Here is a 22,817-nt window from a genome sequence, read left to right on the forward strand (position 1 = left end):
GTGGCCACCCGGTCCCCGACGGCGGGGCGGTGTCGTCTTACGGTCGTGCGGGTGAGAGACATGATCGTGGGCGAGCCCCGCAGACTTGGAGTTCCCGGACCCGAGGCGAGACTGCGCTTCGAGACGGAACTGCACGAAGGCGGAACGGGGCACCGTCGCAGGTTGCCGGTACTCGAAGGGAAGCCCGCGTTCGAGTTGTCCATGTGGTGCGGCACCTGCCGGCGAGAGCCTGGCGGGTCCTGACGATCACCTCAGGCTGCCGGCCTTGCGCTCACAGCCCCACCAGCGTCGAAGGGCTCGACCGTCGCCGTGAGGGGCCCGGACTGTGAAGGTGCGGGCGCCAGGGCGGGGGGCCGTGGGTCATCTCGTGCATTTCCGTCGGGGTCGGCAGACTGGGGCCATGGTTGTGTGGGCGATGAGCAAGGGGTCCAACTGTTCCGTCGAGGCGCCCGTCGTGCGGGCGGAGCTCGCCTGGGCGGCGGGGCCCGGGGTGCCCGACATCGACGCGTCGGCCCTGCTGCTGACGTCGGTGGGGCGGGTCCGCGACGACGGGGACTTCGTGTTCTACAACCAGCCGCGGCACGCCTCCGGGGCCGTGCGACACCTGGGCAAGCAGCACGCGGACGGGACCGCCACCGACACCGTCGAGGTGGACCTGCGCTCGGTGGAGCCGGCCGTCGAGCGGATCGTGCTCGGCGCGTCGGCCGACGGCGGGACGTTCGGGCAGGCGCCCGGGCTGGTGCTGCGGCTGCTGGACGCCGCCTCGGGTGCCCAGATCGCCCGCTTCGCCATGGCGGCAGGCTCCGAGACCGCCTTCATCGGCGGTGAGCTGTACCGCAGGCAGGGCGCCTGGAAGTTCCGCGCGGTCGGCCAGGGGTACGCCTCCGGCCTCGCCGGACTCGCCACGGACTTCGGCATCACCGTCGACGACCCCGCCCAGGCGCCTCTCGTCGCCGCGCCGCTGCCCCCTCCGCCGGCCGCCCCGGCGCCTCCCCCGTCCGGCGCCACCCGCCTCACCAAGGGCGAGGAACAGCTGCCCGTCGACATGCGCAAGCGGCTGTCGCTGCGCAAGGAGCAGGTCGCGGTCAGTCTGCGCAAGCACGGGGCCGCCGATGTCACCGCACGCGTGATCCTTGTGCTGGACGCCTCCGGGTCGATGTCCTTCCTGTACTCCAAGGGCGTCGTCGCCGACGTCGTCGAGCGGATGGCGGCGGTCGCCGCGCAGCTGGACGACGACGGAGAGATGCAGGCCTGGACGTTCGCCACCAACCCCGCCCGGCTGCCGGACCTGCGGCTCGGGGAGCTTCCCGAGTGGCTGCGGCTGCACGTCCGTGTGGGGGAGATCTCCCTGTTCCGGCGCAAGCGCAAGAGGGGCCTCGACCCGAGCCAGGCCGACATGCGCCACGTCGGCATCCAGAACGAGGAGCAGAAGGTCATCGCGGAGGTCCGCGCCTACGTACGGGAGAACCCGACGTCCGCCCCCACGCTCGTGCTGTTCTTCTCCGACGGCGGCGTCTACCGCAACGCCGAGATCGAGGCACAGCTGCGCGAGGCCGTCGAGGAGCCCGTGTTCTGGCAGTTCGTGGGGCTCGGGCAGGCCGGCTACGGCGTGCTGGAGCGGTTCGACGCGCTGCCCGGGCGACGCGTCGACAACGTCGGCTTCTTCTCCGTCGACGACATCAGCACGGTCCCTGACGCGGAGCTGTACGACCGGCTGCTGTCCGAGTTCCCGCAGTGGATCAAGGCGGCGCGCGGGGCGGGCATCCTCTGACGCCCCGGCCCTCGGGACGTACGCCGGCCGTCCGGCGTGCCGCCCCGTCGCGCAGCCGAGAGTGCTACTCCGGCTGGTGTTCCGGACCTCCGAAGTCCGGGCTCGAGTAGTCCGGGCTGGAGTAGCTGGGGCGGGTGCCCCGGTGCGCCCCGTCGTCGGGGCTGGAGAAGCCCGGCCGGTCGTACCCCAGGTGCGGCATACGGCTGCCCGGCGCGGGCGGCGCCGTGTGCTGCAGCGCCGTGGGCGCCGCGGGGTCGGCGAGCGCCTCCCGCAGGAACGGCACGACGCCCCGCTCCAGCAGCGCCTCGCGCCACGCCTGCCTGGCCTGCGCCACCTCCTCGTCGAGTTCGCGGTACGTCCCGCCGAGCGCCGACGGCTTGTTGCGCAGCGCGGTGAGCAGCAGGCCCGCCCCCGCGACGAGGATGGCGACCGCCGTGACCGCGCCGAACACCCAGCCGGTGGTCAGCATCGTCCCGGCGAACTCGTTCTCGGAGTCGAGAGTCCGCAGCACGAATCCGACGAGCAGGAATATCGCGGCGGCGGTCCCGGCCAGGACCGGCGCCAGGACGGCGACGACCGCCGCCACCCCCGCTCCGGCCGCCTCGGCCATCTCGCCCATCGACGCGGCGAACCCCGCCGCGCCGCCGGCGCCCGGCTCACCGGTGCCCGCGTCGCGCGCGACCGGGGTGACCACGGGCGGCCTGCGGGCCTCCTCGCGGACCTTCACGTAGTGCTGGTACTCGGTCGCCGCGGCCGCGCTGATGAGCGCGGTGGCGTTCAGCGCCATCGTGCGCAGCTGCTCCGAGTTGAGCCGCTGTCCCACAGCGGCCAGCTCCGGGTTGTGTGGTGCGGAGCGCAGCGCCTCATCGAGAATCCGCTCGTAGTCCTGGCGGTCCTCGCTCAGCAGGTGCTGCGGAACGCTGTTCATGTGCATCCCCCGATGCTCCGTAGGGCTTGGGGCTCGGCATGCTGACGAGCCGTCGGGCAGAAACGGAGGGGAGCCTGCTACGGATAAGCCGATGGTAGAGCGGTGACGGCGCGCGGTGACAGGGGGTCTGCGGAAATTGCCGTCCCCGGGATGCGGTCGGGGGCCGCCTCAACGCGTCCCGAGCACCCCTCAGTTGGTCAGTGGCAACTGCCGTACCAGCAGTTTTCCTGCCATCGTCACGCCGCCGTCCATCGCGATGGCGAGTCCGTCGGCGTACACGTGCGGTTCCGCCACCGCGGGGCCGTCGTCGTCCTCGCCGTCCTCGGAGCCGACCTCACCCAGCAGATACGGGATCGGGCTGTGGCCGTGAACGACCCGGGTGCCGCCGTACGTATTGAGCAGGGAGCGCACCGCGTCGGCGCCGCCCTCGTCCCGGAAGGAGAACCGCTTGGTGAACTTGCGGAACAGGTCCCAGACCTCGTCGGCGTCGTTGCGGGTGAGGGTCTCGCGGACCGTGTCGTTGACCTCTTCGATCGAACGGCCGTAGTCGAGGTAGGCGGTGGTGTCGGAGTGCAGCAGCAGATGGCCGTCGACCTCCTCGACGGCGTCGAGGCGCGCCATCCACTGCAGATGGTGGTCCTGAAGGCGGTCCATGTCGGTCTTCTGGCCGCCGTTCAACAGCCAGGCCGCCTGGAAGGTGGCGGTGCCCGCGCCGGAGTTGACGGGCGTGTCGCCGAACCGCTTCGCGCCGAGCAGCAGCAGCTCGTGGTTGCCCATGAGGGCCTTGCAGTACCCGCCGGCTGCGGCGGCCTCGGCGGAGAGCCGCATCACCAGGTCGATGACGCCGATGCCGTCCGGACCGCGGTCGGTGAAGTCGCCGAGGAACCACAGGCGCGCGGTGCCGGCGCACCAGTTGCCCGCGGAGTCGATGAGACCCTGCTCCTGGAGGGCGGCCACCAGCTCGTCCAGATAGCCGTGGACGTCGCCGACCACGTACAGCGGGCCCTTGCCGGTGGAGGGCTGCGGGGCGGGCGCGGCCACGGGGTCGACGGTCACCTGCACCGTGTCACCCCGGTTGATGACGGGGAGGTCCCGCTGGGTCGGCGTGTACCCCTCCGGGTACGCCTCCTCGGCCGGCGGGACGACGTCACCGGGGTGCGTGCTGCTGCGGACGTACGGACCGGTCTCGTGGACGTACGCGGGCACCCGGAAGTCGCGCAACGTCGCCGTCCGCTCCACCTCGGGTCCCTGACCGGCCCCCTGAGTCATCGACCCCTCCACCATCGCGCCGCATCTGCACCGCGTCGGACTGCCTGGTCGCAGCGGCCCGCGGTGTCGTGGGCCCATCATAGGAATGCGGATCGCGCCGTGTGATGACCCAGGGGTGGTGAATCAGAACAGGACTCCGCTTCATCGGGCCTTTCGCCCCGTTTGGGGTGTTATCCGGCCCGTCGAATGGGGTTCGACACCGACGCGCGACCGTCCCCCGAACGCTGCACGAACGCCCGATCGGGGTCCGCACGGTAACCGGCCGGTGGTCCTGGTTCCGCTTCCGGGCCGGTTCCGCTGCCCGTGCCGGTCGTCCTGCTTCCGGTTCGTCTCCTCGTCACCCCCGGCGCGCACTCCGCGCGTCACCCGCTGGGTGCACGTCCCCTCACCCGGCTCCGTCGACCGGGCCGTCCCGCAGGACGGCCGGTCCGTCTTCCCCGGGAGCACCGAGCGGGCCGGGTGCCGCCTCGCCTCACCCCTCCGGAAGCGGGGCGTTCCCCTGGTCCTCCGGCCGTTCGCGCCCCCGGGTGTTCATGTGCCCTGCGGCGACCTCGGCGGGCTGACCGTGGTGCGGGGCGGCCGGCGCTGCGAGGACGTGCGCACGATCAGCTCGGTCGGTATCACCTGTTCGACCGGCTGGTCCGAGTCGACGCCCTCGATGGCGTCGATCAGCAGCTGCACCACTGCCGTGCCGATGCGGCGGGGCTTCAGGGAGAGCGTGGTGACGGGCGGCTCGGTGTTGGCGTACACCGTGGACTCGCTGCAGCAGACGAGAAGCAGGTCCTCCGGCACCCGCAGCCCGTAGCGGCGGGCCGCGGCGAGCAGATCCGTGCCGTTGGGGTCGAAGAGGCCGTAGACCGCGTCGGGGCGGTCCGGGCGGGCGAGGAGCCGGTCGGCGGCGACGGCGCCCGCGCAGGGGTCGTGCGCCGGGTACGCCTCGTACACCGGATCCTGCCCCACCCGCTCGCACCAGCGCAGGTACGCGGTGGTCGACAGGTGGGTGTACGTGTCGGTGGTGGTGCCGGTCAGCAGCCCGATGCGGCGGGCGCCGGCGTCGGCGAGGTGGTCGAGGATGCCGAGCACGGCGGCCTCGTGGTCGTTGTCGACCCAGGCCGTGACCGGCAGGGAGCCGGCCGGGCGGCCGTCGGAGACCACGGGTAAGCCCTGGCGGACCAGCTCACTGACCACCGGGTCCTGGTCGGAGGGGTCGATCACCACCGTGCCGTCCAGGGCCACGTTGGACCACACGTCGTGACGCGAGGTCGCGGGCAGGATGACGAGGGCGTAGCCGCGGGCGAGCGCGGCGGACGTGGCGGCCCGCGCCATCTCGGCGAAGTACGCGAACTCCGTGAAGGTGAAAGGTTCATCCCCGTACGTCGTCACGGTCAGGCCGATGAGTCCGGACTTCCCGGTGCGGAGCGTTCGGGCGGCGGCCGAGGGGCGGTACCCCAGTCTGTCGGCCACCTCGCGGACGTGGCGCCGGGTGGCGTCCGGGAGCCGGCCCTTGCCGTTGAGGGCGTCGGAGACGGTCGTGATGGAGACTCCGGCGGCGGCGGCCACGTCCCTGATGCCCGCTCGACCCGGCCGGCTGCCTCGGCGTGAGGTTTCCGCGCGGCTCACCTGGTGCTTCCCTGCTGCTGTCATGGCGAGCCGATAGTAGGGCTCATGCGGTGGGGTAGGGCGGACGCATATGCATGCGTTGACAGGCACGTTTCTGCATGATCATTTCACATCAATCGCCATGGAAACCAAGGGTGTTGAACGGTTCAATGCCAGTCCCTGACGTGTCCGTGCATGCGTGCCTGGCGAGGGTGTGATGTTGCGAAGAGGTCTCAACTCACCTGCACGGGTGACGCGCGCCACGGCGCGAACCACCGGCGCATAGATATATGTGCGGCGCGCCCCTGACCCGCACGCCCTTCGCACCCGTACGGGCGATGTTTCCCGTGTTGTCCATGTGACGCAGGAGAGGAAAGGCCCGGTCGTCGCCCCTATACGCAGCGAGGCCGAATCCTCATAAGGTGAGCAGTATTGGATGTCGGCGGCGGTCATGGGCCGCCGGTCTTCGCGAGGAGGACTGCGGTGAGCGAGACGAGCCCCAAGCTGCGCGCCGAGCTGGAGGGGATCCCCACCTACAAGCCGGGCAAGCCCGCCGCGGCCGACGGGCCGGTGGCGTACAAGCTGTCCTCCAACGAGAACCCCTACCCGCCGCTGCCGGGCGTGATGGAGACGGTGACGGCCGCCGCCTCCGCCTTCAACCGCTACCCGGACATGGCCTGCACCGCCCTCACGGCCGAGCTGGCCGAGCGGTTCGGGGTGCCGGCGTCCCACGTGGCGACGGGCACCGGCTCGGTCGGCGTGGCCCAGCAGCTGCTGCAGGCCACCTCCGGGCCCGGCGACGAGGTGATCTACGCCTGGCGCTCCTTCGAGGCGTACCCGATCATCACGCAGATCAGCGGCGCCACCTCCGTCCAGGTCCCGCTGACCGAGGGCGATGTGCACGACCTGGACGCGATGGCCGACGCGATCACCGGGCGGACCCGGCTGATCTTCGTCTGCAACCCCAACAACCCGACCGGCACCGTGGTGCGCCGAGCCGAGCTGGAGCGGTTCCTCGACCGGGTGCCCCGTGATGTCCTGGTGGTGCTGGACGAGGCGTACCGCGAGTTCATCCGCGACCGTGAGGTGCCGGACGGCGTGGAGATCTACCGCGAGCGGCCCAACGTCTGCGTCCTGCGCACCTTCTCCAAGGCCTACGGTCTCGCCGGGCTGCGCGTCGGTTTCGCCATCGCCCACGAGCCGGTGGCCGCGGCGCTGCGGAAGACGGCGGTGCCGTTCGGCGTGAGCCAGATCGCCCAGGAGGCGGCCATCGCCTCGCTGCGGGCCGAGGACGAGCTGATCGGACGGGTCGGCTCCCTGGTCTGCGAGCGCAACCGGGTGGTGGACGGGCTGCGCGCCCAGGGGTGGACGGTGCCCGAGACCCAGGCCAACTTCGTGTGGCTGCGGCTGGGGGAGCGCACCGTGCCGTTCGCGCAGGCCTGCGAGCAGGCGGGTGTGGTCGTCCGGCCGTTCCCCGGCGAGGGTGTGCGGGTCACCATCGGTGAGACGGAGGCCAACGACATCTTCCTGAAGGTCACCGAGGAGTTCCGCGCACAGGGCTGACCTGGGCTGCGACGGGCCCGACCTGCACGGACGAGGAGCGGCCGGCGGTTGATCCGCCGGCCGCTCCTGTACGTCCGGGGCCGGTCGCGCGACCCCGTCGGGGCATGTCCGGCGAAGGGGTTGACGTCACACAGGACCCCCCTTCCGGGTCGGAAAAGCAGTAGGTCATAATTGCTTGTGAATGTGAACGCGTTCACAAGCGCATCCCGTTTCTCCCGAGATGGCCGGGGATGAGGCGGGCCTCGCACAGCTGCTGCACCACGGCGAAGTAAGGAGCGACGACGTGGATCTGGCTCTGGCGCCGGAGACCCTGGCGCGATGGCAGTTCGGCATCACCACCGTCTACCACTTCCTCTTCGTTCCCCTGACGATCTCGCTCGCCGCCCTTGTCGCCGGGCTGCAGACCGCCTGGGTGCGGACGGAGAAGGAGAAGTACCTCAAGGCGACCAAGTTCTGGGGCAAGCTCTTCCTGATCAACATCGCGATGGGTGTCGTCACCGGCATCGTGCAGGAGTTCCAGTTCGGGATGAACTGGTCCGACTACTCGCGCTTCGTCGGTGACGTCTTCGGCGCCCCGCTCGCCTTCGAGGCGCTGATCGCCTTCTTCTTCGAGTCCACCTTCATCGGCCTGTGGATCTTCGGCTGGGACCGGCTGCCGAAGAAGATCCACCTGGCCTGCATCTGGATGGTGTCGATCGGCACGCTGCTGTCGGCGTACTTCATCCTCGCCGCCAACTCCTGGATGCAGCACCCGGTCGGCTACCGGATCAACGGCGAGAAGGGCCGCGCCGAGCTCACCGACTTCTGGCTGGTGCTCACCCAGAACACCGCGCTCAACCAGGTCTTCCACAGCTTCTCGGCGGCCTTCCTGACCGGCGGCGCCTTCATGGTCGGCATCGCGGCCTTCCACCTGATGCGCAAGAAGCACATCCCGGTGATGCGTACCTCGCTGCGGCTCGGTCTGGTGACCCTGGCGGTCGGCGGACTGTTCACCGCGATCAGCGGCGACACCCTCGGCAAGGTCATGTACGAGCAGCAGCCGATGAAGATGGCCGCCGCCGAGGCCCTCTGGGACGGCGAGGAGCCGGCGCCCTTCTCCGTCTTCGCCTACGGTGACGTCGACAAGGGGCACAACGAGGTCGCCCTGGAGATCCCCGGCCTGCTGTCCTTCCTCGCCCACAGCGACTTCGATTCCTACGTGCCAGGGATCAACGACACGAACGAGGCGCTGCAGGAGAAGTTCGGGCCCGGCGACTACAAGCCCATCGTGCCTGTCGCCTACTGGGGCTTCCGCTGGATGATCGGGTTCGGCATGGCCTCCTTCTCGGTGGGCCTGCTGGGGCTGTGGCTCACCCGGAAGAAGTTCCTCCTGCCGGCCGCGTACCGCACTGGCGAGGACGAGGTGCCGCACCTGGTGCTGCTGAGGAAGCCGCTGGGATCCCGGCTGACCCGGCTCTACTGGCTGGCCGCGGTGTGGACGATGGCCTTCCCGCTGATCGCCAACGCCTGGGGCTGGATCTTCACCGAGATGGGCCGTCAGCCCTGGGTCGTCTACGGCGTGATGCGCACCGAGGACGCGGTCTCCCCCAACGTGTCCCAGGCCGAGGTCATCACCTCGATGACCGTCTTCACCCTGCTCTACGCCGTGCTGGCCGTCATCGAGGTCCGGCTGCTCGTCAAGTACGTCAAGGCGGGGCCGCCCGAGCTGAGCGACTCCGACCTCAACCCGCCCACGAAGCTCGGCGGCGACGTCCGTGACGCCGACAAGCCGATGGCCTTCTCGTACTAGGCCGAGGGAGCTGCACTGTCATGGAACTGCACGACGTCTGGTTCGTCCTGATCGCCGTCCTGTGGACCGGCTACTTCTTCCTCGAGGGCTTCGACTTCGGGGTCGGAGTCCTCACCCGGCTGCTGGCCCGTGACAGGGCCGAGAAGCGGGTGCTCATCAACACCATCGGACCCGTGTGGGACGGCAACGAGGTCTGGCTGCTCACGGCCGGCGGCGCGACCTTCGCTGCCTTCCCCGAGTGGTACGCCACCCTCTTCTCCGGCTTCTACCTGCCGCTGCTCGTCATCCTGATCTGCCTGATCGTCCGCGGGGTCGCCTTCGAGTACCGGGCCAAGCGGCCCGAGGAGAACTGGCAGCGCAACTGGGAGACGGCGATCTTCTGGACCTCGCTGCTCCCGGCGTTCCTGTGGGGGGTCGCCTTCGGCAACATCGTGCGCGGGGTCAGGCTCGACGCCGACTTCGAGTACGTGGGCACCGTCTGGGACCTGCTCAACCCGTATGCCCTGCTGGGCGGTCTGGTCACGCTGACCCTGTTCACCTTCCACGGCACGGTGTTCACGGCCCTCAAGACGGTCGGGGACATCCGGGAGCGTGCGCGGAAGCTGGCCCTGAAGGTGGGCCTGGTCACCGCCGTGCTGGCGCTGGTCTTCCTGCTGTGGACGCAGGTCGAGAGCGGTGACGGGGCCAGCCTGGTCGCGCTCGGTGTGGCGGTCGCCTCGCTGGTCGCCGCTCTGGGGGCCAACCAGGCGGGGCGCGAGGGATGGTCGTTCACCCTGTCCGGTGTCACCATCGTGGCCGCGGTGGCCATGCTTTTCCTGACGCTGTTCCCGAACGTCATGCCCTCCACCCTGGACCCCGAGTGGAGCCTGACCGTCACCAACGCCTCTTCCAGCCCGTACACGCTGAAGATCATGACCTGGCTCGCGGTCGTCGCCACCCCGCTGGTGCTGCTCTACCAGGGCTGGACCTACTGGGTCTTCCGCAAGCGGATCGGCACTCAGCACATCGCCGACCTCGTGCACTGAGGGTGTGTTTCACGTGAAACCAATCGACCCCCGCCTGCTCCGGTACGCACGTGCCACCCGAGGCTTCCTGGCAGCGGTCGTCGGCCTCGGGGCCGTTGGCGCGGGGCTGGTCGTCGCCCAGGCCATGTTCATCGCCGAGATCGTGGTCGGCTCCTTCCAGGACGGCCGGTCCGTCGGTGAGCTGCGCACGCCCTTGCTGCTGCTCGTCGCGGTGTCGGCCGGCCGGGGACTGGTCGGCTGGCTGACCGAGCTGGCCGCGCACCGGGCGAGCGCCGCCGTGAAGTCGGAGCTGCGGGGGCGGTTGCTGGACCGGGCGACGGCCCTGGGCCCGGGCTGGCTGGACGGGCAGCGCACCGGGTCGCTGGTCACCCTGGCGACCCGGGGGGTCGATGCCCTAGACGGCTACTTCTCGCGGTATCTCCCCCAGCTGGGCCTCGCGGTGGTCGTCCCGGCCGCCGTGCTGGCACGCATCGTCACGGAGGAGTGGGTGTCGGCGGCGATCATCGTCGGCACTCTGCCCCTCATTCCCGTCTTCATGGTGCTGATCGGCTGGGCCACCCAGAACCGGATGGACCGTCAGTGGCTGCTGCTGTCCCGGCTGTCCGGGCACTTCCTGGACGTCGTGGCCGGGCTGCCGACGCTGAAGGTCTTCGGGCGGGCCAAGGCGCAGGCCGAGTCGATCCGCACCATCACCGCCGAGTACCGGCGCGCGACCATGCGGACGCTGCGGATCGCCTTCATCTCGTCGTTCGCGCTGGAACTGCTCGCCACCCTCTCGGTGGCGCTGGTCGCCGTGACCATCGGCATGCGCCTGGTCCACGGCGAGCTGGACCTGTACACCGGGCTGCTCATCCTGATCCTGGCGCCGGAGGCGTATCTGCCGCTGCGCCAGGTGGGGACGCAGTACCACGCAGCCGCGGAAGGGCTCGGCGCGGCCGAGGAGATCTTCACGGTGCTCGAGACGCCCGTGCCCGCGGCGGGGAAGGGTGCGGTGCCTCAGGGCGCCATCGCCTTCCAGGACGTGACCGTCCGTTACCCCGGCCGGGCCTCGGACGCCGTGACGGACGTGTCGTTCACCGTCGCCCCCGGTGAGACGGTCGCCCTGGTCGGGCCGAGCGGGTCCGGCAAGTCCACGCTCCTCAGTGCGGCGCTGGGCTTCGTCCGTCCCGACGCGGGCCGGGTGAGCGTCGGCGGGGCCGACCTCACCGGACTCGACCTCGCCGAGTGGCACCGCCGCGTCGCCTGGGTGCCGCAGCGGCCCCATCTGTACGCCGGGACGATCGCGGAGAACGTCCGGCTGGCCCGCCCCGACGCGGACGACGCGGCGGTGCGGCGCGCGCTGCGGGACGCGGGAGCGCTGGACTTCGTGGAAGCCCTCCCCCACGGCGCCGGCACCGTGCTCGGCGAGGACGGTGCGGGCCTCTCGGCCGGGCAGCGGCAGCGGCTCGCGCTGGCCCGCGCGTTCCTCGCGGACCGCCCCGTGCTGCTGCTCGACGAGCCGACGGCCGCCCTCGACGGGGCCACGGAGGCCGAGGTCGTGGCGGCGGTACGACGCCTGGCGGAGGGCCGGACGGTGCTGCTCGTGGTGCACCGTCCGGCGCTGCTCGCCGCCGCCGACCGCGTGGTCCGGCTGACGGTCCCCGAGGCTTGCGAGGAAGCCGTGGCCGTCGCCGCGGGCCGGGCGGACGCGGACCCGGTGCCGGGCACCGTCCCGGAGAAGGGCGCCGTGCCGGAACCGGTCGCACCCGCCGAGCCGACCACCGGCCGTGTGCTCGCCCGGGTCCGTGGCCTGTCGGGCGCCCGGCGGGGGAGGATCACGCTCGCGCTGCTCCTCGGCGCCCTCGCCCTGGGGAGCGCCGTCGGCCTCATGGCCACGTCCGGCTGGCTCATCTCCCGCGCCTCGCAGCAGCCGCCTGTGCTGTACCTGATGATGGCCGTCACCGCGACGCGCGCCTTCGGCATCGGCCGGGCCGTGTTCCGCTACGCCGAGCGGCTGGTGTCCCACGACGCCGTGCTGCGCATGCTGGCGGACACCCGGGTCGCGGTCTACCGGCGGCTGGAACGCCTCGCGCCCGCCGGACTGCGCGACACCCGCAGGGGCGACCTGCTGACCCGGCTGGTCTCCGACGTGGACGCGCTCCAGGACTACTGGCTGCGCTGGCTGCTCCCGGCCGGTGCCGCCCTCGCCGTGTCGGCCCTGTCCGTCGGCTTCACCGCGTGGCTGCTGCCCGAGGCCGGTGCCGTGCTCGCGGTCGGACTCCTTGTCGCGGGCGCGGTCGTCCCGCTGCTCACCGCCGCCGTGGCGCGGCGCACCGAGCGCCGGCTGGCCCCGGCCCGCGGTGACCTCGCCGCCCGGGTGACCGACCTGCTCAGCGGCACCGCCGAGCTGACCGTGGCCGGGGCGCTGCCCGCCCGGTCCGAGGGCACGCGGCGGGCCGACGGCGTGCTGACCCGCATCGCGTCGCGCTCCGCCGCCGTCACCGGCCTCGGCGACGGGCTCACCGCGCTGATCTCCGGGCTGACCGTGGCCGCCGCCGCACTCGTCGGCGCGCAGGGCGTGGCGTCCGGGCGACTGGACGGTGTGGCCCTGGCCGTGGTGGTCCTCACCCCGCTGGCCGCGTTCGAGGCGGTCCTCGGCATGCCCCTCGCCGTGCGGTACCGGCAGCGGGTGCGCCGCAGCGCGGAGCGCGTGTACGAGGTGCTGGACGCGCAGCCGCCCGTACGCGAGCCGGAGGCGCCCCGGCAGGCGCCCGTCTCACCGTTCCCGCTCACCCTCAGGGGACTCGCCGCCCGCCACCCCGGGCAGGACCGGGACGCGCTCGCCGGGCTGGATCTGACGCTGGAGCGGGGCCGCCGTGTCGCGGTGGTCGGCCCCTCCGGCTCCGGGAAGACGACGCTCGCGCAGGTGCTGCTGCGCTTCCTGGACCCGGGCGCAGGGTCCTACACGCTTGCCGGTGTGGACGCCCGAGCCCTGGACGGGGACGTCGTACGGCGCATGGTGGGGCTGTGTGCGCAGGACGCGCATCTGTTCAACAGCTCCGTCCGGGAGAACCTGCTGCTGGCGCGGAAGGACGCGACCGAGGCCGACCTGCGCGGCGCGCTCCGCCGGGCCCGGCTGCTGGACTGGGTGGACGGGCTGCCGGACGGGCTGGACACGATGGTGGGCGAGCACGGCGCGCGACTGTCCGGCGGGCAGCGGCAGCGGCTCGCCCTGGCGCGGGCCCTGCTGGCGGACTTCCCCGTGCTGGTGCTGGACGAGCCCGCCGAGCACCTCGACCTGCCGACCGCGGATGCGCTCGCGGCCGATCTGCTGGCGGCCACCGAGGGCCGTGCCACCGTCCTCGTCACCCACCGGCTGGCCGGCCTGGAGGCGGTGGACGAGGTGATCGTGCTGGACGCGGGACGGGTGGTGCAGCGCGGACGGTACGAGGAACTCCGTGTCGTGGACGGGCCGTTGCGGAACATGGCGCTGCGGGAGGAGGAGGTGGGGACACTGGTGGCGGTGTCCTGACCGACGCCCGCGCACGCACGAGGGGGCCGCCCCGACACAGCGTCGGGACGGCCCCCTCCGGCACGTCAGACGAGCCAGCCCACGAGGTGGACGACACCGGCGAGCAGCTCGGTCAGAACGTTCATGGCACTTCCTCCTGTGAATGTGCATCGCGTGCGTGGGACTACGCACGCTCCACGCATCGGAACGCGTGGGGGACATGCGCAGACACCGGTCTGCAGCCCGTTGCTTGCGCCCTACAAGAATTGCCGGGTCACCCGGGCCTCGGCAGTCACTTGGGCATCAGGCACCCGATCCGGGGAGTGCCTGACCTTCAGTTCGAATCCGTGAAGGCGGAACGGCGAAGGGGCGTTGACGCATCGTCAGTGACGCAGAGTGCCCGGACGGCCGCCGAAGCATCCGTCCGGGGGCGTGTCCTCCCCCAAGTGCACGACGTGAACGCGCCTCCCGGCCCGGGGCGGGGACAGGATCGCTGGCATGCGTCTCACCCGCCGTCGTCCGCTGCTCGTCGCCGTGCTGTTCTGCGCGCTCGCCGTGCTCGCCGCCCGGCCCGCCGACGGCGACGGATCCCACGCCCCCGGCCACGGCTCCGCCTCCGTCAGCGCGGAGGTGGCGCGGCTGTACGAGGAGGCGGCGAAGGCCACCGAGCGGTACGAGGCCGGACGCGTGGATGCGGAGAAGCAGCGGGAGCTGGCGCAGCAGCTGGAGGAGCGGCTCGACCACGAGCGGCAGGAGGCCGCCGGGCTCCGTGAGGACCTGGGCCGGATCGCCAGTTCCCAGTACCGGGACGGCGGCGGGCTGCCGCTCACCGCGCACATGCTCCTCGCCGACGACCCCGAGCAGCTGTTGCGCGGTCAGCGTGTGGTGCAGCATGCCGAGGTGACGCTGGACCAGGCGCTCGGCCGCAGCGAACGGGCCGAGGCGCGGCTCGCCCGGGACGAGGCGAAGGCGGCGGCGGCCTGGGAGAAGCTGGAGAAGCGGAACGAGGAACTCGCAGCGCTGCAGCGGGACATCGAGGAGAAGCTCGAGACGGCGCGCTGGAAGCTCCAGGGCGAGGCGGACGCCTCGGTGACGGCGGGCTCCTGCCGTGGCGCCGTACGGCTCGACCAGCCGCCGACGCCGTACACCACCCCGTGGGTGGCGCCCGTGGAGACGTACGAGCTGTCCGCCTCCTACGGCAGCGGCGGCACGCGCTGGGCGAACCGGCACACCGGACAGGACTTCGCGGTGCCCATCGGCACGCCGGTGCGGTCCGTGGGCAGCGGCACCGTGGTGAAGGTGTCCTGCGGCGGGGCGTTCGGCATCGAGATCGTGGTCCAGCACCCGGGCGGCTACTACACCCAGTACGCGCACCTGGCCGCCGTCGCCGTCGACCAGGGGGAGCGGGTGTCCCCCGGGCAGTGGATCGGGCAGTCCGGCACCAGCGGCAACTCCACCGGCCCGCACCTGCACTTCGAGGTGCGGGTGACCCCGGAGATGGGGTCGTCGGTGGACCCGGTGTCGTGGCTGACCGGGCGCGGAGTGACCCTCTGAGCGGCAGCCGCCGCTCAGAGGGCCTACATCCGTGAGTTCAGCAGCTGCTCGATCACCACGGCCACGCCGTCGTCGTTGTTCGCGACCGTGCGGCCCGAGGCGGCGGCCAGCACGTCCGGGTGGGCGTTGCCCATCGCGTACGAGCGGCCCGCCCAGGTCAGCATCTCGACGTCGTTCGGCATGTCGCCGAAGGCGACGACCTCCTCGTGCGAGATGCCGCGCTCGGCGCAGCACAGTGCGAGGGTGCTCGCCTTGGAGACGCCGGGCCCGCTGATCTCCAGCAGGGCACTCGGGCTGGAGCGGGTCACGGTGGCGCGGTCACCGATGGCGAGCCGGGCCAGGGTGAGGAACGCGTCCGGCTCCATCTCGGGATGGAACGCCAGGATCTTGAGCACCGGTTCGGCGGTGGCGGCGGAGCCGTCGGCCAGCAGGTCCTCGGCGGCAGCCAGGTCGTCCGGGACCTCCATGTGCAGCTTCGGGTACGCGGGCTCCTGGTAGAAGCCGTAGGTCTGCTCCACGGCGTACACCGTGCCCGGGGCGGCGTCGCGCAGCAGGCCCACCGCCTCCAGGGCGTTGTTCCGGGGCAGCTCGCGCACCTTGACGAAGCGGTGGGCGCCCGGGCCGCCGTGCAGATCGACGACGGCGGCGCCGTTGCCGCAGATGGCGAGACCGTGGCCGTGCACATGATCGCTGACCACGTCCATCCAGCGGGCCGGGCGGCCCGTGACGAAGAAGACCTCGATGCCGGCCTCCTCGGCGGCGGCCAGGGCGGCTACGGTCCGCGGGGACACCGACTTGTCGTCGCGGAGCAGGGTGCCGTCGAGGTCGGTGGCGATGAGCCGCGTGGGGGTGGTGGCGGCCGGGGTCTCGGGCTCTCGGATCGCTGAGGTCACCCGCTCATTGTCCCGCATATGCCCGCACGACCGTGCGGGACTCCGCACATCTGAGTGATTACCGACGTCACCAGCGGCTTCTTGTCCCGCATGGGAGGAGCGGCGCCCGTTCTCGTTCACCGGAGCTGCGCCGGGGCCTCCAGCGCGATCTGTTCGAAGACCTTCTGGTCCGCCGCGAAGTCGGAGGCCGGGATGGGCCAGTGCACCACGATCTCGTTGAATCCCAGCTCGACGTGGCGGCCGGCGAAGTCGACGAAGGCGTCCAGGGATTCCAGCGGGCGGCCCCGGTCCGGGGTGAACCCGGTCAGCAGGATCTTGTCCATCTCGGCCACGTCCCGGCCGATCTCGGCGCAGGCGCCGGCGAGCTTCTTGGCCTGACCGCGAATGGCCTGAACCGACTGCTCGGGTGTGCCGTCCTCGTACAGCTTCGGGTCGCCGGTGGTCACCCACGCCTGTCCGTACCGGGCCGCGAGCCTCAGACCGCGCGGGCCGGTCGCCGCCACGGCGAAGGGCAGCCGGGGCCGCTGGACGCAGCCGGGGATGTTGCGTGCCTCGTGCGCCTGGTAGAAGTCGCCCTCGTACGACACGGTGTCCTCGGTGAGCAGCCGGTCGAGCAGGGGCACGAACTCGGCGAAGCGGTCGGCGCGCTCGCGCGGGGTCCACGGCTCCTGGCCGAGGGCGGTGGCGTCGAACCCGGTGCCGCCCGCGCCGATGCCGAGGGTCACGCGGCCGCCCGAGACGTCGTCGAGGGAGATGAGCTCCTTGGCCAGGGTGACCGGATGCCGGAAGTTCGGCGAAGTCACCAGGGTGCCGAGACGCATGCGCTCGGTCACGCCCGCGGCGGCGGTCAGGGTCGGGACGGCTCCGAACCACGGGCCGTCGCGGAAACTCCGCCAGGACAGGTGGTCGTAGGTGTAGCCCGCGTGGAAGCCCAGCTCCTCGGCCCGCACCCAGGCGGAACGGCTGCCTTCGTGCCAGCGGCGGTACGGGAGGATCACGGTGCTCAGGCGCAGGCTCATGCCACCGAGCCTAAGCGGCTCGTCCGGTTTCACGTGAAACAGGTGAGGCCGCCCGGGCCCCCGGCTGTTCCCCCGTCACCGCACCCGGGCGCTCAGCCAGGGGGTGAGCACGATCATCGGGATGAACTCCTTGTGCGTCCGGCCCCCCGGCAGCGGCACGACGAGGAAGTAGCCCGGCGGGAAGCGCCGCGCCTTCACATACGCCAGCCCGTCGAACAGCGAGCGCAGAAAGGCGGGCACGTCGTCGCGCGGGATGTCGGGGCACTCGACGCCCTCGACGTCGATCAGCGCGTCGTCCTCCGGGAACAGGCGCACCCGCACCCGGGGCAGGCCGCCGAACTCGGCATGAGCCTCGTGCGGCAGGGAGCCGTCGGGGTCGGTGGTCACGCCGACACCGGCCGCGGTACGGCGCGAGGTCTGGTCGGCGCCGATGTCGTGGGTGACCTCGATCTCGCGTCCGTACCGGTCGGCGAGGGCACGGAGAGCGGCGACGGCGGCCTCGGTGGTGGGCAGATGCTCCATGCCGTCGATCATGGCCTACCGGCTCTCGCCGAAGCGCAGATACCGGCTGGGAACGGCCTCGGTCAGCCAGACGCCGTTGGCGCTGACGTGGAAGACATGACCGTCGCGGTGCATGGCGCCCGCGTCGACCGACAACACCACCGGCCGTCCCCGGCGGGCGCCGACACGGGTGGCGGTTTCACGGTCGGCTGAGAGATGCACGGCGTGCCGGTCCATCGGGCGCAGGCCCTCCGCGCGGATCGCGTCCAGTCTCCGGGCGACGGTGCCGTGATAGAGCCGAGCCGGGGGCACGGCGGTCGGCAGCCGGAGGTCCACGGGGATGGTGTGGCCCTGGCTGGCACGGATCCGGGAGCCCTCGACGGCGAAGCGCCGCTTGTCGTTGGCGGCGACTACGTGGTCCAGTTCGGCCCGGGTGATGGGGAAGCCGTGGTCCGCCGCCGCGGCGATCAGCGCGTCGATCTCCACCCAGCCGGCCGCGTCGGGGGTCAGGCCGATCCGCTCGGGCTGGTGGCGCAGATGCTTCGCGAGGTACTTCGACACCCGCACGGTGCGTCTTTCGTCCATCTGTTCAGACTGCCGGGAGAGACGCGCATCACGCGATCGAATTACATCCGAAGGTTTGATCCACAGATAAGTGAGGTTATCCACAGCGGAACAACGGGTTCTGTGGAAAACCGGACCTCTCAGACCGGCGGCTTCACCCGCGCGACCCTGCGCGCCGCCCCCGGCAGCCACCGCGCCAGCGCGTACGCGGCCCGCGCCTCCGGGGTGACCGGCACGACCGCCTCGTCGCGCACCACCGCACGCAGCACCGCGGCGGCGACCTTCTCCGGCGGGTAGTTCCGCAGCCCGTACAGCCGTGCCGCCTTCCGCCGCCTGCGCCGCTCCTCCGCCGCGTCCGTGCCCGCGAAGCGCGCGGTGGACGTGATGCCCGTGCTGACGAACCCCGGACACACCGCCGTCACGCCGATCCCACGCTCCGCCAGCTCGGCCCGCAGGGACTCGCTGAGCATCAGCACCGCCGCCTTCGACGCCCCGTAGGCGGACAGCGCCCGCGACGGCTGGAACGCGGCCGCGGACGCCACGTTGACGATGTGGCCGCCCTGCCCGCGCTCCGCCATCCGACGCCCGAAGTGCAGACAGCCGTGGACCACGCCCCACAGGTTGACGTCCAGGACCCGCTTCCAGTCCTCCGTCGTGGTGTCGAGGAAGGCGCCGCCCAGGCCGACTCCCGCGTTGTTCACCAGTACGTCCACCACCCCGTGCGCGGCGGTGACCCGCTCGGCGAGCTTCTCCACGGCCCGCTCGTCGGCCACGTCCGCCGTCTCCGCCCAGGCGTCCGCCGCGCCCCGCGCCCGCGCCTCCCCGGCGGTGCGGAGCGCCGCGCCGGTGTCCCGGTCGACCGCCACCACCCGCGCGCCCGCCTCGGCGAACGCCAGCGCGGTGGCCCGCCCGATGCCGCTCCCCGCGCCCGTCACCAGCACCAGCCGCCCGCCGAACCGGTCGGCGTACCGGCCCCGGGCGCGTCCTTCGGGCCGCCCGTCCTCCACGGACGTCACGAAGTCGGCGATCCAGGTGGCCAGCTGGTCGGGCCTGCTGCGCGGCACCCAGTGACCCGACGACAGCGTGCGCCGGGTCAGCCGGGGCGCCCACTCCTCCAGGCCGTCGTGGAGCCGCGGCGAGAGGAAGCGGTCACCCAGCGGCGTGACGAGCTGCACCGGCACGTGCGCGTAGGCGTCGGGACGCGGATCGCTCAGCCGGGACCGCACGTTGTCCCGGTAGAGCCAGGCGCCGTGCGCCGCGTCCGACGGCAGGGACGCCGTCGGGTAGCCGTCGCCGGGCACCCGCTCCATGCGCTCCAGCAGCCGCGGCCAGTACCGGCCGAGCGGCCCGCGCCAGGCCAGCTCGGGCAGCACGGGCGTGTGCAGCGCGTACACGTACCAGGACCGGAAGCCCTGGCCCAGCAGGTGTCCCGCCCGGCGTGGGGTGGGGCGGGACACCCGGCTCTTGATCCAGTGCCCGAAGTGGTCCAGCGAGGGGCCCGAGACCGAGGTGAAGGACAGGATCCGCTCCCGCGCACGCGGCGCCGTGACGAACTCCCACCCCTGCACCGAGCCCCAGTCGTGCCCCACCAGGTGCACCGGCCGGTGCGGGCTGACCGCGTCCGCCACGGCCAGGAAGTCGTCCGTCAGCCTCTCCAGCGTGAACCCGCCGCGCAGCGGACGCGGCGCCGTGGACCCGCCGTGGCCCCGGACGTCGTAGGCCACCACGTGGAACCGCTCGGCGAGGCGCGGCGCGACCCGCGACCACACCTCCTTGCTGTCCGGGTAGCCGTGCAGCAGGACGACCGCCGGCCGCTCCGGGTCACCCAGCTCCGCCACGCACAGCTCGACCCCGCCCGTCCGCACCCACCGCTGCCGCGCACCCTCGAGTCCCGTCACAGCGGCGAATCTCGCAGCTGTGAGACAAGCCGTCAACAGTGCACCCCGAGCTGTGCACAAGTCTCAGGCAGGACGTCCCCTACGGGCGCGTACGACTCCAGACGGACTCCAAGACGGCCCCGCGGTCTGACGACCGCAGTGGTACGGGTCACTACCTTCATGGGTGTGACTGTGATCGCGACCGAAAGCCTGAGCAAGCGGTTCCCCCGGGTGACCGCGCTTGACCGGCTCTCCGTGGACGTCGGACCCGGTGTGACCGGGCTCGTCGGAGCCAACGGGGCCGGCAAGTCCACGTTGATCAAGATCCTGCTGGGTCTGTCCCCCGCCACGGAGGGCCGCGCCGAAGTGCTCGGACTCGACGTCGCGACCGAAGGCGCCGCCATCCGGGAACGGGTCGGCTACATGCCGGAGCACGACTGCCTGCCCCCGGACGTCTCGGCCACCGAGTTCGTCGTCCACATGGCGCGCATGTCCGGTCTGCCGGCCACCGCCGCCCGGGAGCGCACCGCGGACACCCTGCGCCACGTCGGCCTGTACGAGGAGCGCTACCGCCCCATCGGCGGCTACTCCACCGGCATGAAGCAGCGGGTGAAGCTGGCGCAGGCCCTGGTGCACGACCCGCAGCTGGTCTTCCTGGACGAGCCCACCAACGGCCTCGACCCGGTCGGCCGCGACGAGATGCTCGGCCTCATCCGCCGCATCCACACGGACTTCGGCATCTCGGTCCTGGTCACCTCCCACCTGCTGGGCGAGCTGGAGCGCACCTGCGACCACGTCGTCGTCGTGGACGGCGGCAAGCTGCTGCGGTCCTCCTCCACCCGGGACTTCACGCAGACCACCACGACCCTCGCGATCGAGGTCACCGACACCGACGAGCACCCCGACGGCACCCGCGCGGTGCGCGAGGCGCTCCACGCGCGCGGGATGACCGTCCAGGACGGCAGCGGCCTGCCTGGCGCGGGGCACATCCTGCTGCTCACCGCGCAGGGCGAGGACACCTACGACCTGGTCCGCGACGTGATCGCCGACCTCGGACTCGGTCTGGTGCGCATGGAACAGCGGCGACACCAGATCGCCGAGGTCTTCACGAACGACGACGACGCACAGCGGAAGGAGGCGGTCGGCCATGGCGGCTGAGCAGTCCTTGCAGGCACCAGCCACCCCGTCGGGTGACTCCCGTATCCACAACATCGGCTATCGCTCCTACGACGGCCCCCGCCTGGGCCGCTCGTACGCCAGGATGTCGCTGTACTCGCAGTCCCTGCGCGGCGCCTACGGCCTCGGCCGCTCGGCGAAGTCCAAGGTGCTGCCGATGCTGCTGTTCGTCGTGATGTGCGTGCCGGCGGCCATCATGGTGGCCGTCGCCGTCGCCACCAAGGCGAAGGAGCTGCCGCTCGACTACACCCGCTACGCGATCGTCATGCAGGCGGTCATCAGCCTGTACGTCGCCTCGCAGGCGCCCCAGTCGGTCTCCCGCGACCTTCGGTTCAAGACCGTGCCGCTGTACTTCTCGCGGCCCATCGAGACCGGCGACTACGTCCGCGCCAAGTACGCCGCGCTGGCTTCCGCCCTGTTCATCCTCACCGCGGCGCCCCTGCTGGTGCTGTACGTCGGGGCGCTGCTGGCCGAGCTCGACTTCACCGACCAGACCAAGGGATTCGCACAGGGACTGGTGTCCGTGGCCCTGCTCTCACTGCTCTTCGCCGGCATCGGCCTGGTCATCGCATCGGTCACGCCGCGCCGCGGCTTCGGCATCGCCGCCGTGATCGCCGTCCTGACCATCTCCTACGGCGCCGTCTCCACCCTCCAGGCCATCGCCGACGTCCAGGGCAGCGGCGACGCGGGCATCCTGATCGGACTGTTCTCGCCGATCACCCTCATCGACGGGGTGCAGTCCGCCTTCCTGGGCGCGAGATCCGCCTTCCCCGGCGGGGTCGGCCCCGACAGCACCGAGGGCATCCTCTTCGTCCTGGTCACCCTGGGTCTGATCGTCGGCGCCCACGCTCTCCTGATGCGCCGTTACAAGAAGGTGGGGCTGTGACAACCCTCAGCATCGACCACGTCTCCCGCTGGTTCGGCAACGTGGTCGCCGTCAACGACGTCACGATGACCATCGGTCCCGGCGTCACCGGCCTGCTCGGCCCCAACGGCGCCGGCAAGTCCACCCTGATCAACATGATGGGCGGCTTCCTCGCCCCCTCGACCGGCACCGTCACCCTCGACGGCGAGCAGGTGTGGCGCAACGAGAAGATCTACCGCCACATCGGCATCGTCCCCGAGCGCGAGGCGATGTACGACTTCCTCACCGGACGCGAGTTCGTCCTCGCCAACGCCGAGCTGCAGGGCCTGGGCGCCAAGGCCGCCCAGAAGGCGCTCGCCACGGTGGAGATGGAGTACGCGCAGGACCGGAAGATCGCCACCTACTCCAAGGGCATGCGGCAGCGCGTGAAGATGGCCTCCGCGCTGGTCCACGAACCGTCGCTGCTGCTGCTCGACGAGCCGTTCAACGGCATGGACCCGCGCCAGCGCATGCAGCTGATGGACCTGCTGCGGCGCATGGGCGACGAGGGCCGCACCGTGCTGTTCTCCTCGCACATCCTGGAGGAGGTCGAGCAGCTCGCCTGGCACATCGAGGTCGTCGTCGCCGGACGGCACGCGGCCAGCGGTGACTTCCGCCGGATCCGCCGTCTGATGACGGACCGACCGCACCGGTACCTGGTGCGCTCCAGCGACGACCGCGCCCTGGCGGCAGCGCTGATCGCCGACCCGTCCACCTCCGGCATCGAGGTCGACGTCACCGAGGGCGCACTTCGCATCCAGGCCGTCGACTTCGGCCGTTTCACCGCGCTGCTGCCGAAGGTCGCGAGGGAGCACGGCATCCGCCTGCTCACGGTCTCGCCGTCCGACGAGTCCCTCGAGTCCGTGTTCTCGTACCTGGTCGCGGCGTAGGAGGC

At 71.7% G+C, this 22,817-nt stretch carries 17 protein-coding genes; 9 read left to right on the forward strand and 8 right to left on the reverse strand.

The annotated features are described in order from the left end of the window. The first annotated feature begins 400 nt into the window (after window positions 1–400). Entirely contained in the window at window positions 401–1,771 is a 1,371-nt protein-coding gene (locus ACF1AG_RS14070) for a VWA domain-containing protein (protein WP_359600658.1), read from the forward strand. A 64-nt stretch (window positions 1,772–1,835) separates the two neighbouring features. Here ACF1AG_RS14070 and ACF1AG_RS14075 read toward each other — a convergent pair whose 3' ends face one another. The 3 genes from ACF1AG_RS14075 to ACF1AG_RS14085 form a co-directional block, all read right to left on the reverse strand. Then, the gene (locus tag ACF1AG_RS14075) at window positions 1,836–2,705 is read right to left on the reverse strand and encodes a hypothetical protein (RefSeq protein WP_359600657.1); all 870 of its coding nucleotides are present in this window, start codon (window positions 2,703–2,705) and stop codon (window positions 1,836–1,838) included. A gap of 183 nt (window positions 2,706–2,888) precedes the next feature. Next, window positions 2,889–3,983, reverse strand: coding sequence for a metallophosphoesterase (locus ACF1AG_RS14080; RefSeq protein ID WP_359600656.1), 1,095 nt, complete (start codon window positions 3,981–3,983; stop codon window positions 2,889–2,891). Between the two features lie 516 nt (window positions 3,984–4,499). After that, window positions 4,500–5,612, reverse strand: a complete 1,113-nt coding sequence (locus ACF1AG_RS14085; RefSeq protein ID WP_078492901.1) for a LacI family DNA-binding transcriptional regulator — start codon at window positions 5,610–5,612, stop codon at window positions 4,500–4,502. Between the two features lie 438 nt (window positions 5,613–6,050). Here ACF1AG_RS14085 and hisC point away from each other — a divergent pair, with 438 nt between their 5' ends. The 5 genes from hisC to ACF1AG_RS14110 all read left to right on the forward strand — a co-directional run bounded on the left by hisC (window position 6,051) and on the right by ACF1AG_RS14110 (window position 14,988). Next, on the forward strand, window positions 6,051–7,130 hold the full coding sequence (gene hisC, locus ACF1AG_RS14090; protein WP_359600655.1) for a histidinol-phosphate transaminase: 1,080 nt from the start codon (window positions 6,051–6,053) through the stop codon (window positions 7,128–7,130). A 283-nt stretch (window positions 7,131–7,413) separates the two neighbouring features. After that, window positions 7,414–8,919 carry a cytochrome ubiquinol oxidase subunit I gene (locus ACF1AG_RS14095; RefSeq protein WP_359600678.1) on the forward strand — a complete coding sequence of 502 codons (1,506 nt, stop codon included), beginning with the start codon at window positions 7,414–7,416 and terminating at the stop codon, window positions 8,917–8,919. Window positions 8,920–8,939: 20 nt separating this feature from the next. After that, complete coding sequence (gene cydB / locus ACF1AG_RS14100; protein WP_359600654.1) at window positions 8,940–9,944, forward strand: cytochrome d ubiquinol oxidase subunit II; 1,005 nt, start codon at window positions 8,940–8,942, stop codon at window positions 9,942–9,944. A gap of 13 nt (window positions 9,945–9,957) precedes the next feature. Further along, complete coding sequence (gene cydD, locus ACF1AG_RS14105; protein ID WP_387796092.1) at window positions 9,958–13,455, forward strand: thiol reductant ABC exporter subunit CydD; 3,498 nt, start codon at window positions 9,958–9,960, stop codon at window positions 13,453–13,455. 477 nt (window positions 13,456–13,932) lie between these two features. Next, window positions 13,933–14,988 (forward strand): peptidoglycan DD-metalloendopeptidase family protein, encoded by a 1,056-nt coding sequence (locus ACF1AG_RS14110; RefSeq protein WP_387796095.1) that lies wholly within the window; start codon window positions 13,933–13,935, stop codon window positions 14,986–14,988. A gap of 23 nt (window positions 14,989–15,011) precedes the next feature. Here ACF1AG_RS14110 and ACF1AG_RS14115 read toward each other — a convergent pair whose 3' ends face one another. The 5 genes from ACF1AG_RS14115 to ACF1AG_RS14135 form a co-directional block, all read right to left on the reverse strand. Continuing rightward, window positions 15,012–15,899, reverse strand: coding sequence for a Cof-type HAD-IIB family hydrolase (locus tag ACF1AG_RS14115; RefSeq protein WP_387796097.1), 888 nt, complete (start codon window positions 15,897–15,899; stop codon window positions 15,012–15,014). 98 nt (window positions 15,900–15,997) lie between these two features. Then, window positions 15,998–16,900: an LLM class flavin-dependent oxidoreductase gene (locus tag ACF1AG_RS14120; protein ID WP_387796099.1), complete on the reverse strand. Its 903-nt coding sequence runs from the start codon at window positions 16,898–16,900 to the stop codon at window positions 15,998–16,000. Between the two features lie 75 nt (window positions 16,901–16,975). Beyond that, window positions 16,976–17,434 (reverse strand): hypothetical protein, encoded by a 459-nt coding sequence (locus tag ACF1AG_RS14125; RefSeq protein ID WP_359600649.1) that lies wholly within the window; start codon window positions 17,432–17,434, stop codon window positions 16,976–16,978. Between the two features lie 3 nt (window positions 17,435–17,437). Then, window positions 17,438–17,986: an RNA 2'-phosphotransferase gene (locus ACF1AG_RS14130; protein WP_387796102.1), complete on the reverse strand. Its 549-nt coding sequence runs from the start codon at window positions 17,984–17,986 to the stop codon at window positions 17,438–17,440. 119 nt (window positions 17,987–18,105) lie between these two features. Beyond that, window positions 18,106–19,863, reverse strand: coding sequence for an SDR family oxidoreductase (locus tag ACF1AG_RS14135; protein ID WP_359600647.1), 1,758 nt, complete (start codon window positions 19,861–19,863; stop codon window positions 18,106–18,108). 171 nt (window positions 19,864–20,034) lie between these two features. On the opposite strand from ACF1AG_RS14135, the gene ACF1AG_RS14140 reads away from it, so the two are divergent. Genes ACF1AG_RS14140 through ACF1AG_RS14150 form a run of 3 tightly spaced genes read left to right on the forward strand, consistent with a single transcriptional unit; the run spans window position 20,035 to window position 22,812 of the window. Next, window positions 20,035–21,000: an ABC transporter ATP-binding protein gene (locus tag ACF1AG_RS14140; protein ID WP_359747901.1), complete on the forward strand. Its 966-nt coding sequence runs from the start codon at window positions 20,035–20,037 to the stop codon at window positions 20,998–21,000. Then, window positions 20,990–21,904, forward strand: coding sequence for an ABC transporter permease (locus tag ACF1AG_RS14145; RefSeq protein ID WP_387796104.1), 915 nt, complete (start codon window positions 20,990–20,992; stop codon window positions 21,902–21,904). The genes ACF1AG_RS14140 and ACF1AG_RS14145 overlap by 11 nt, the downstream gene beginning before the upstream one ends. Further along, the gene (locus ACF1AG_RS14150; RefSeq protein ID WP_387796106.1) at window positions 21,901–22,812 is read left to right on the forward strand and encodes an ABC transporter ATP-binding protein; all 912 of its coding nucleotides are present in this window, start codon (window positions 21,901–21,903) and stop codon (window positions 22,810–22,812) included. Before ACF1AG_RS14145 ends, ACF1AG_RS14150 begins: the two co-directional genes overlap by 4 nt. The last annotated feature ends 5 nt before the right edge of the window (window positions 22,813–22,817 follow it).

The organism is Streptomyces sp. NPDC014764, from assembly GCF_043082785.1.
GTDB lineage: Bacteria > Actinomycetota > Actinomycetes > Streptomycetales > Streptomycetaceae > Streptomyces > Streptomyces althioticus.

Coding starts and splice junctions, on each gene's coding strand:
- ACF1AG_RS14115 (WP_387796097.1), bottom strand. CDS start 15,899: ATGCGGGACAATGAGCGGGTGACCTCAGCGATCCGAGAGCCCGAGACC.
- ACF1AG_RS14145 (WP_387796104.1), top strand. CDS start 20,990: ATGGCGGCTGAGCAGTCCTTGCAGGCACCAGCCACCCCGTCGGGTGAC.
- ACF1AG_RS14120 (WP_387796099.1), bottom strand. CDS start 16,900: ATGAGCCTGCGCCTGAGCACCGTGATCCTCCCGTACCGCCGCTGGCAC.
- ACF1AG_RS14070 (WP_359600658.1), top strand. CDS start 401: ATGGTTGTGTGGGCGATGAGCAAGGGGTCCAACTGTTCCGTCGAGGCG.
- ACF1AG_RS14080 (WP_359600656.1), bottom strand. CDS start 3,983: ATGGTGGAGGGGTCGATGACTCAGGGGGCCGGTCAGGGACCCGAGGTG.
- ACF1AG_RS14075 (WP_359600657.1), bottom strand. CDS start 2,705: ATGCACATGAACAGCGTTCCGCAGCACCTGCTGAGCGAGGACCGCCAG.
- ACF1AG_RS14125 (WP_359600649.1), bottom strand. CDS start 17,434: ATGATCGACGGCATGGAGCATCTGCCCACCACCGAGGCCGCCGTCGCC.
- ACF1AG_RS14110 (WP_387796095.1), top strand. CDS start 13,933: ATGCGTCTCACCCGCCGTCGTCCGCTGCTCGTCGCCGTGCTGTTCTGC.
- ACF1AG_RS14130 (WP_387796102.1), bottom strand. CDS start 17,986: ATGGACGAAAGACGCACCGTGCGGGTGTCGAAGTACCTCGCGAAGCAT.
- cydB (WP_359600654.1), top strand. CDS start 8,940: ATGGAACTGCACGACGTCTGGTTCGTCCTGATCGCCGTCCTGTGGACC.
- ACF1AG_RS14085 (WP_078492901.1), bottom strand. CDS start 5,612: ATGACAGCAGCAGGGAAGCACCAGGTGAGCCGCGCGGAAACCTCACGC.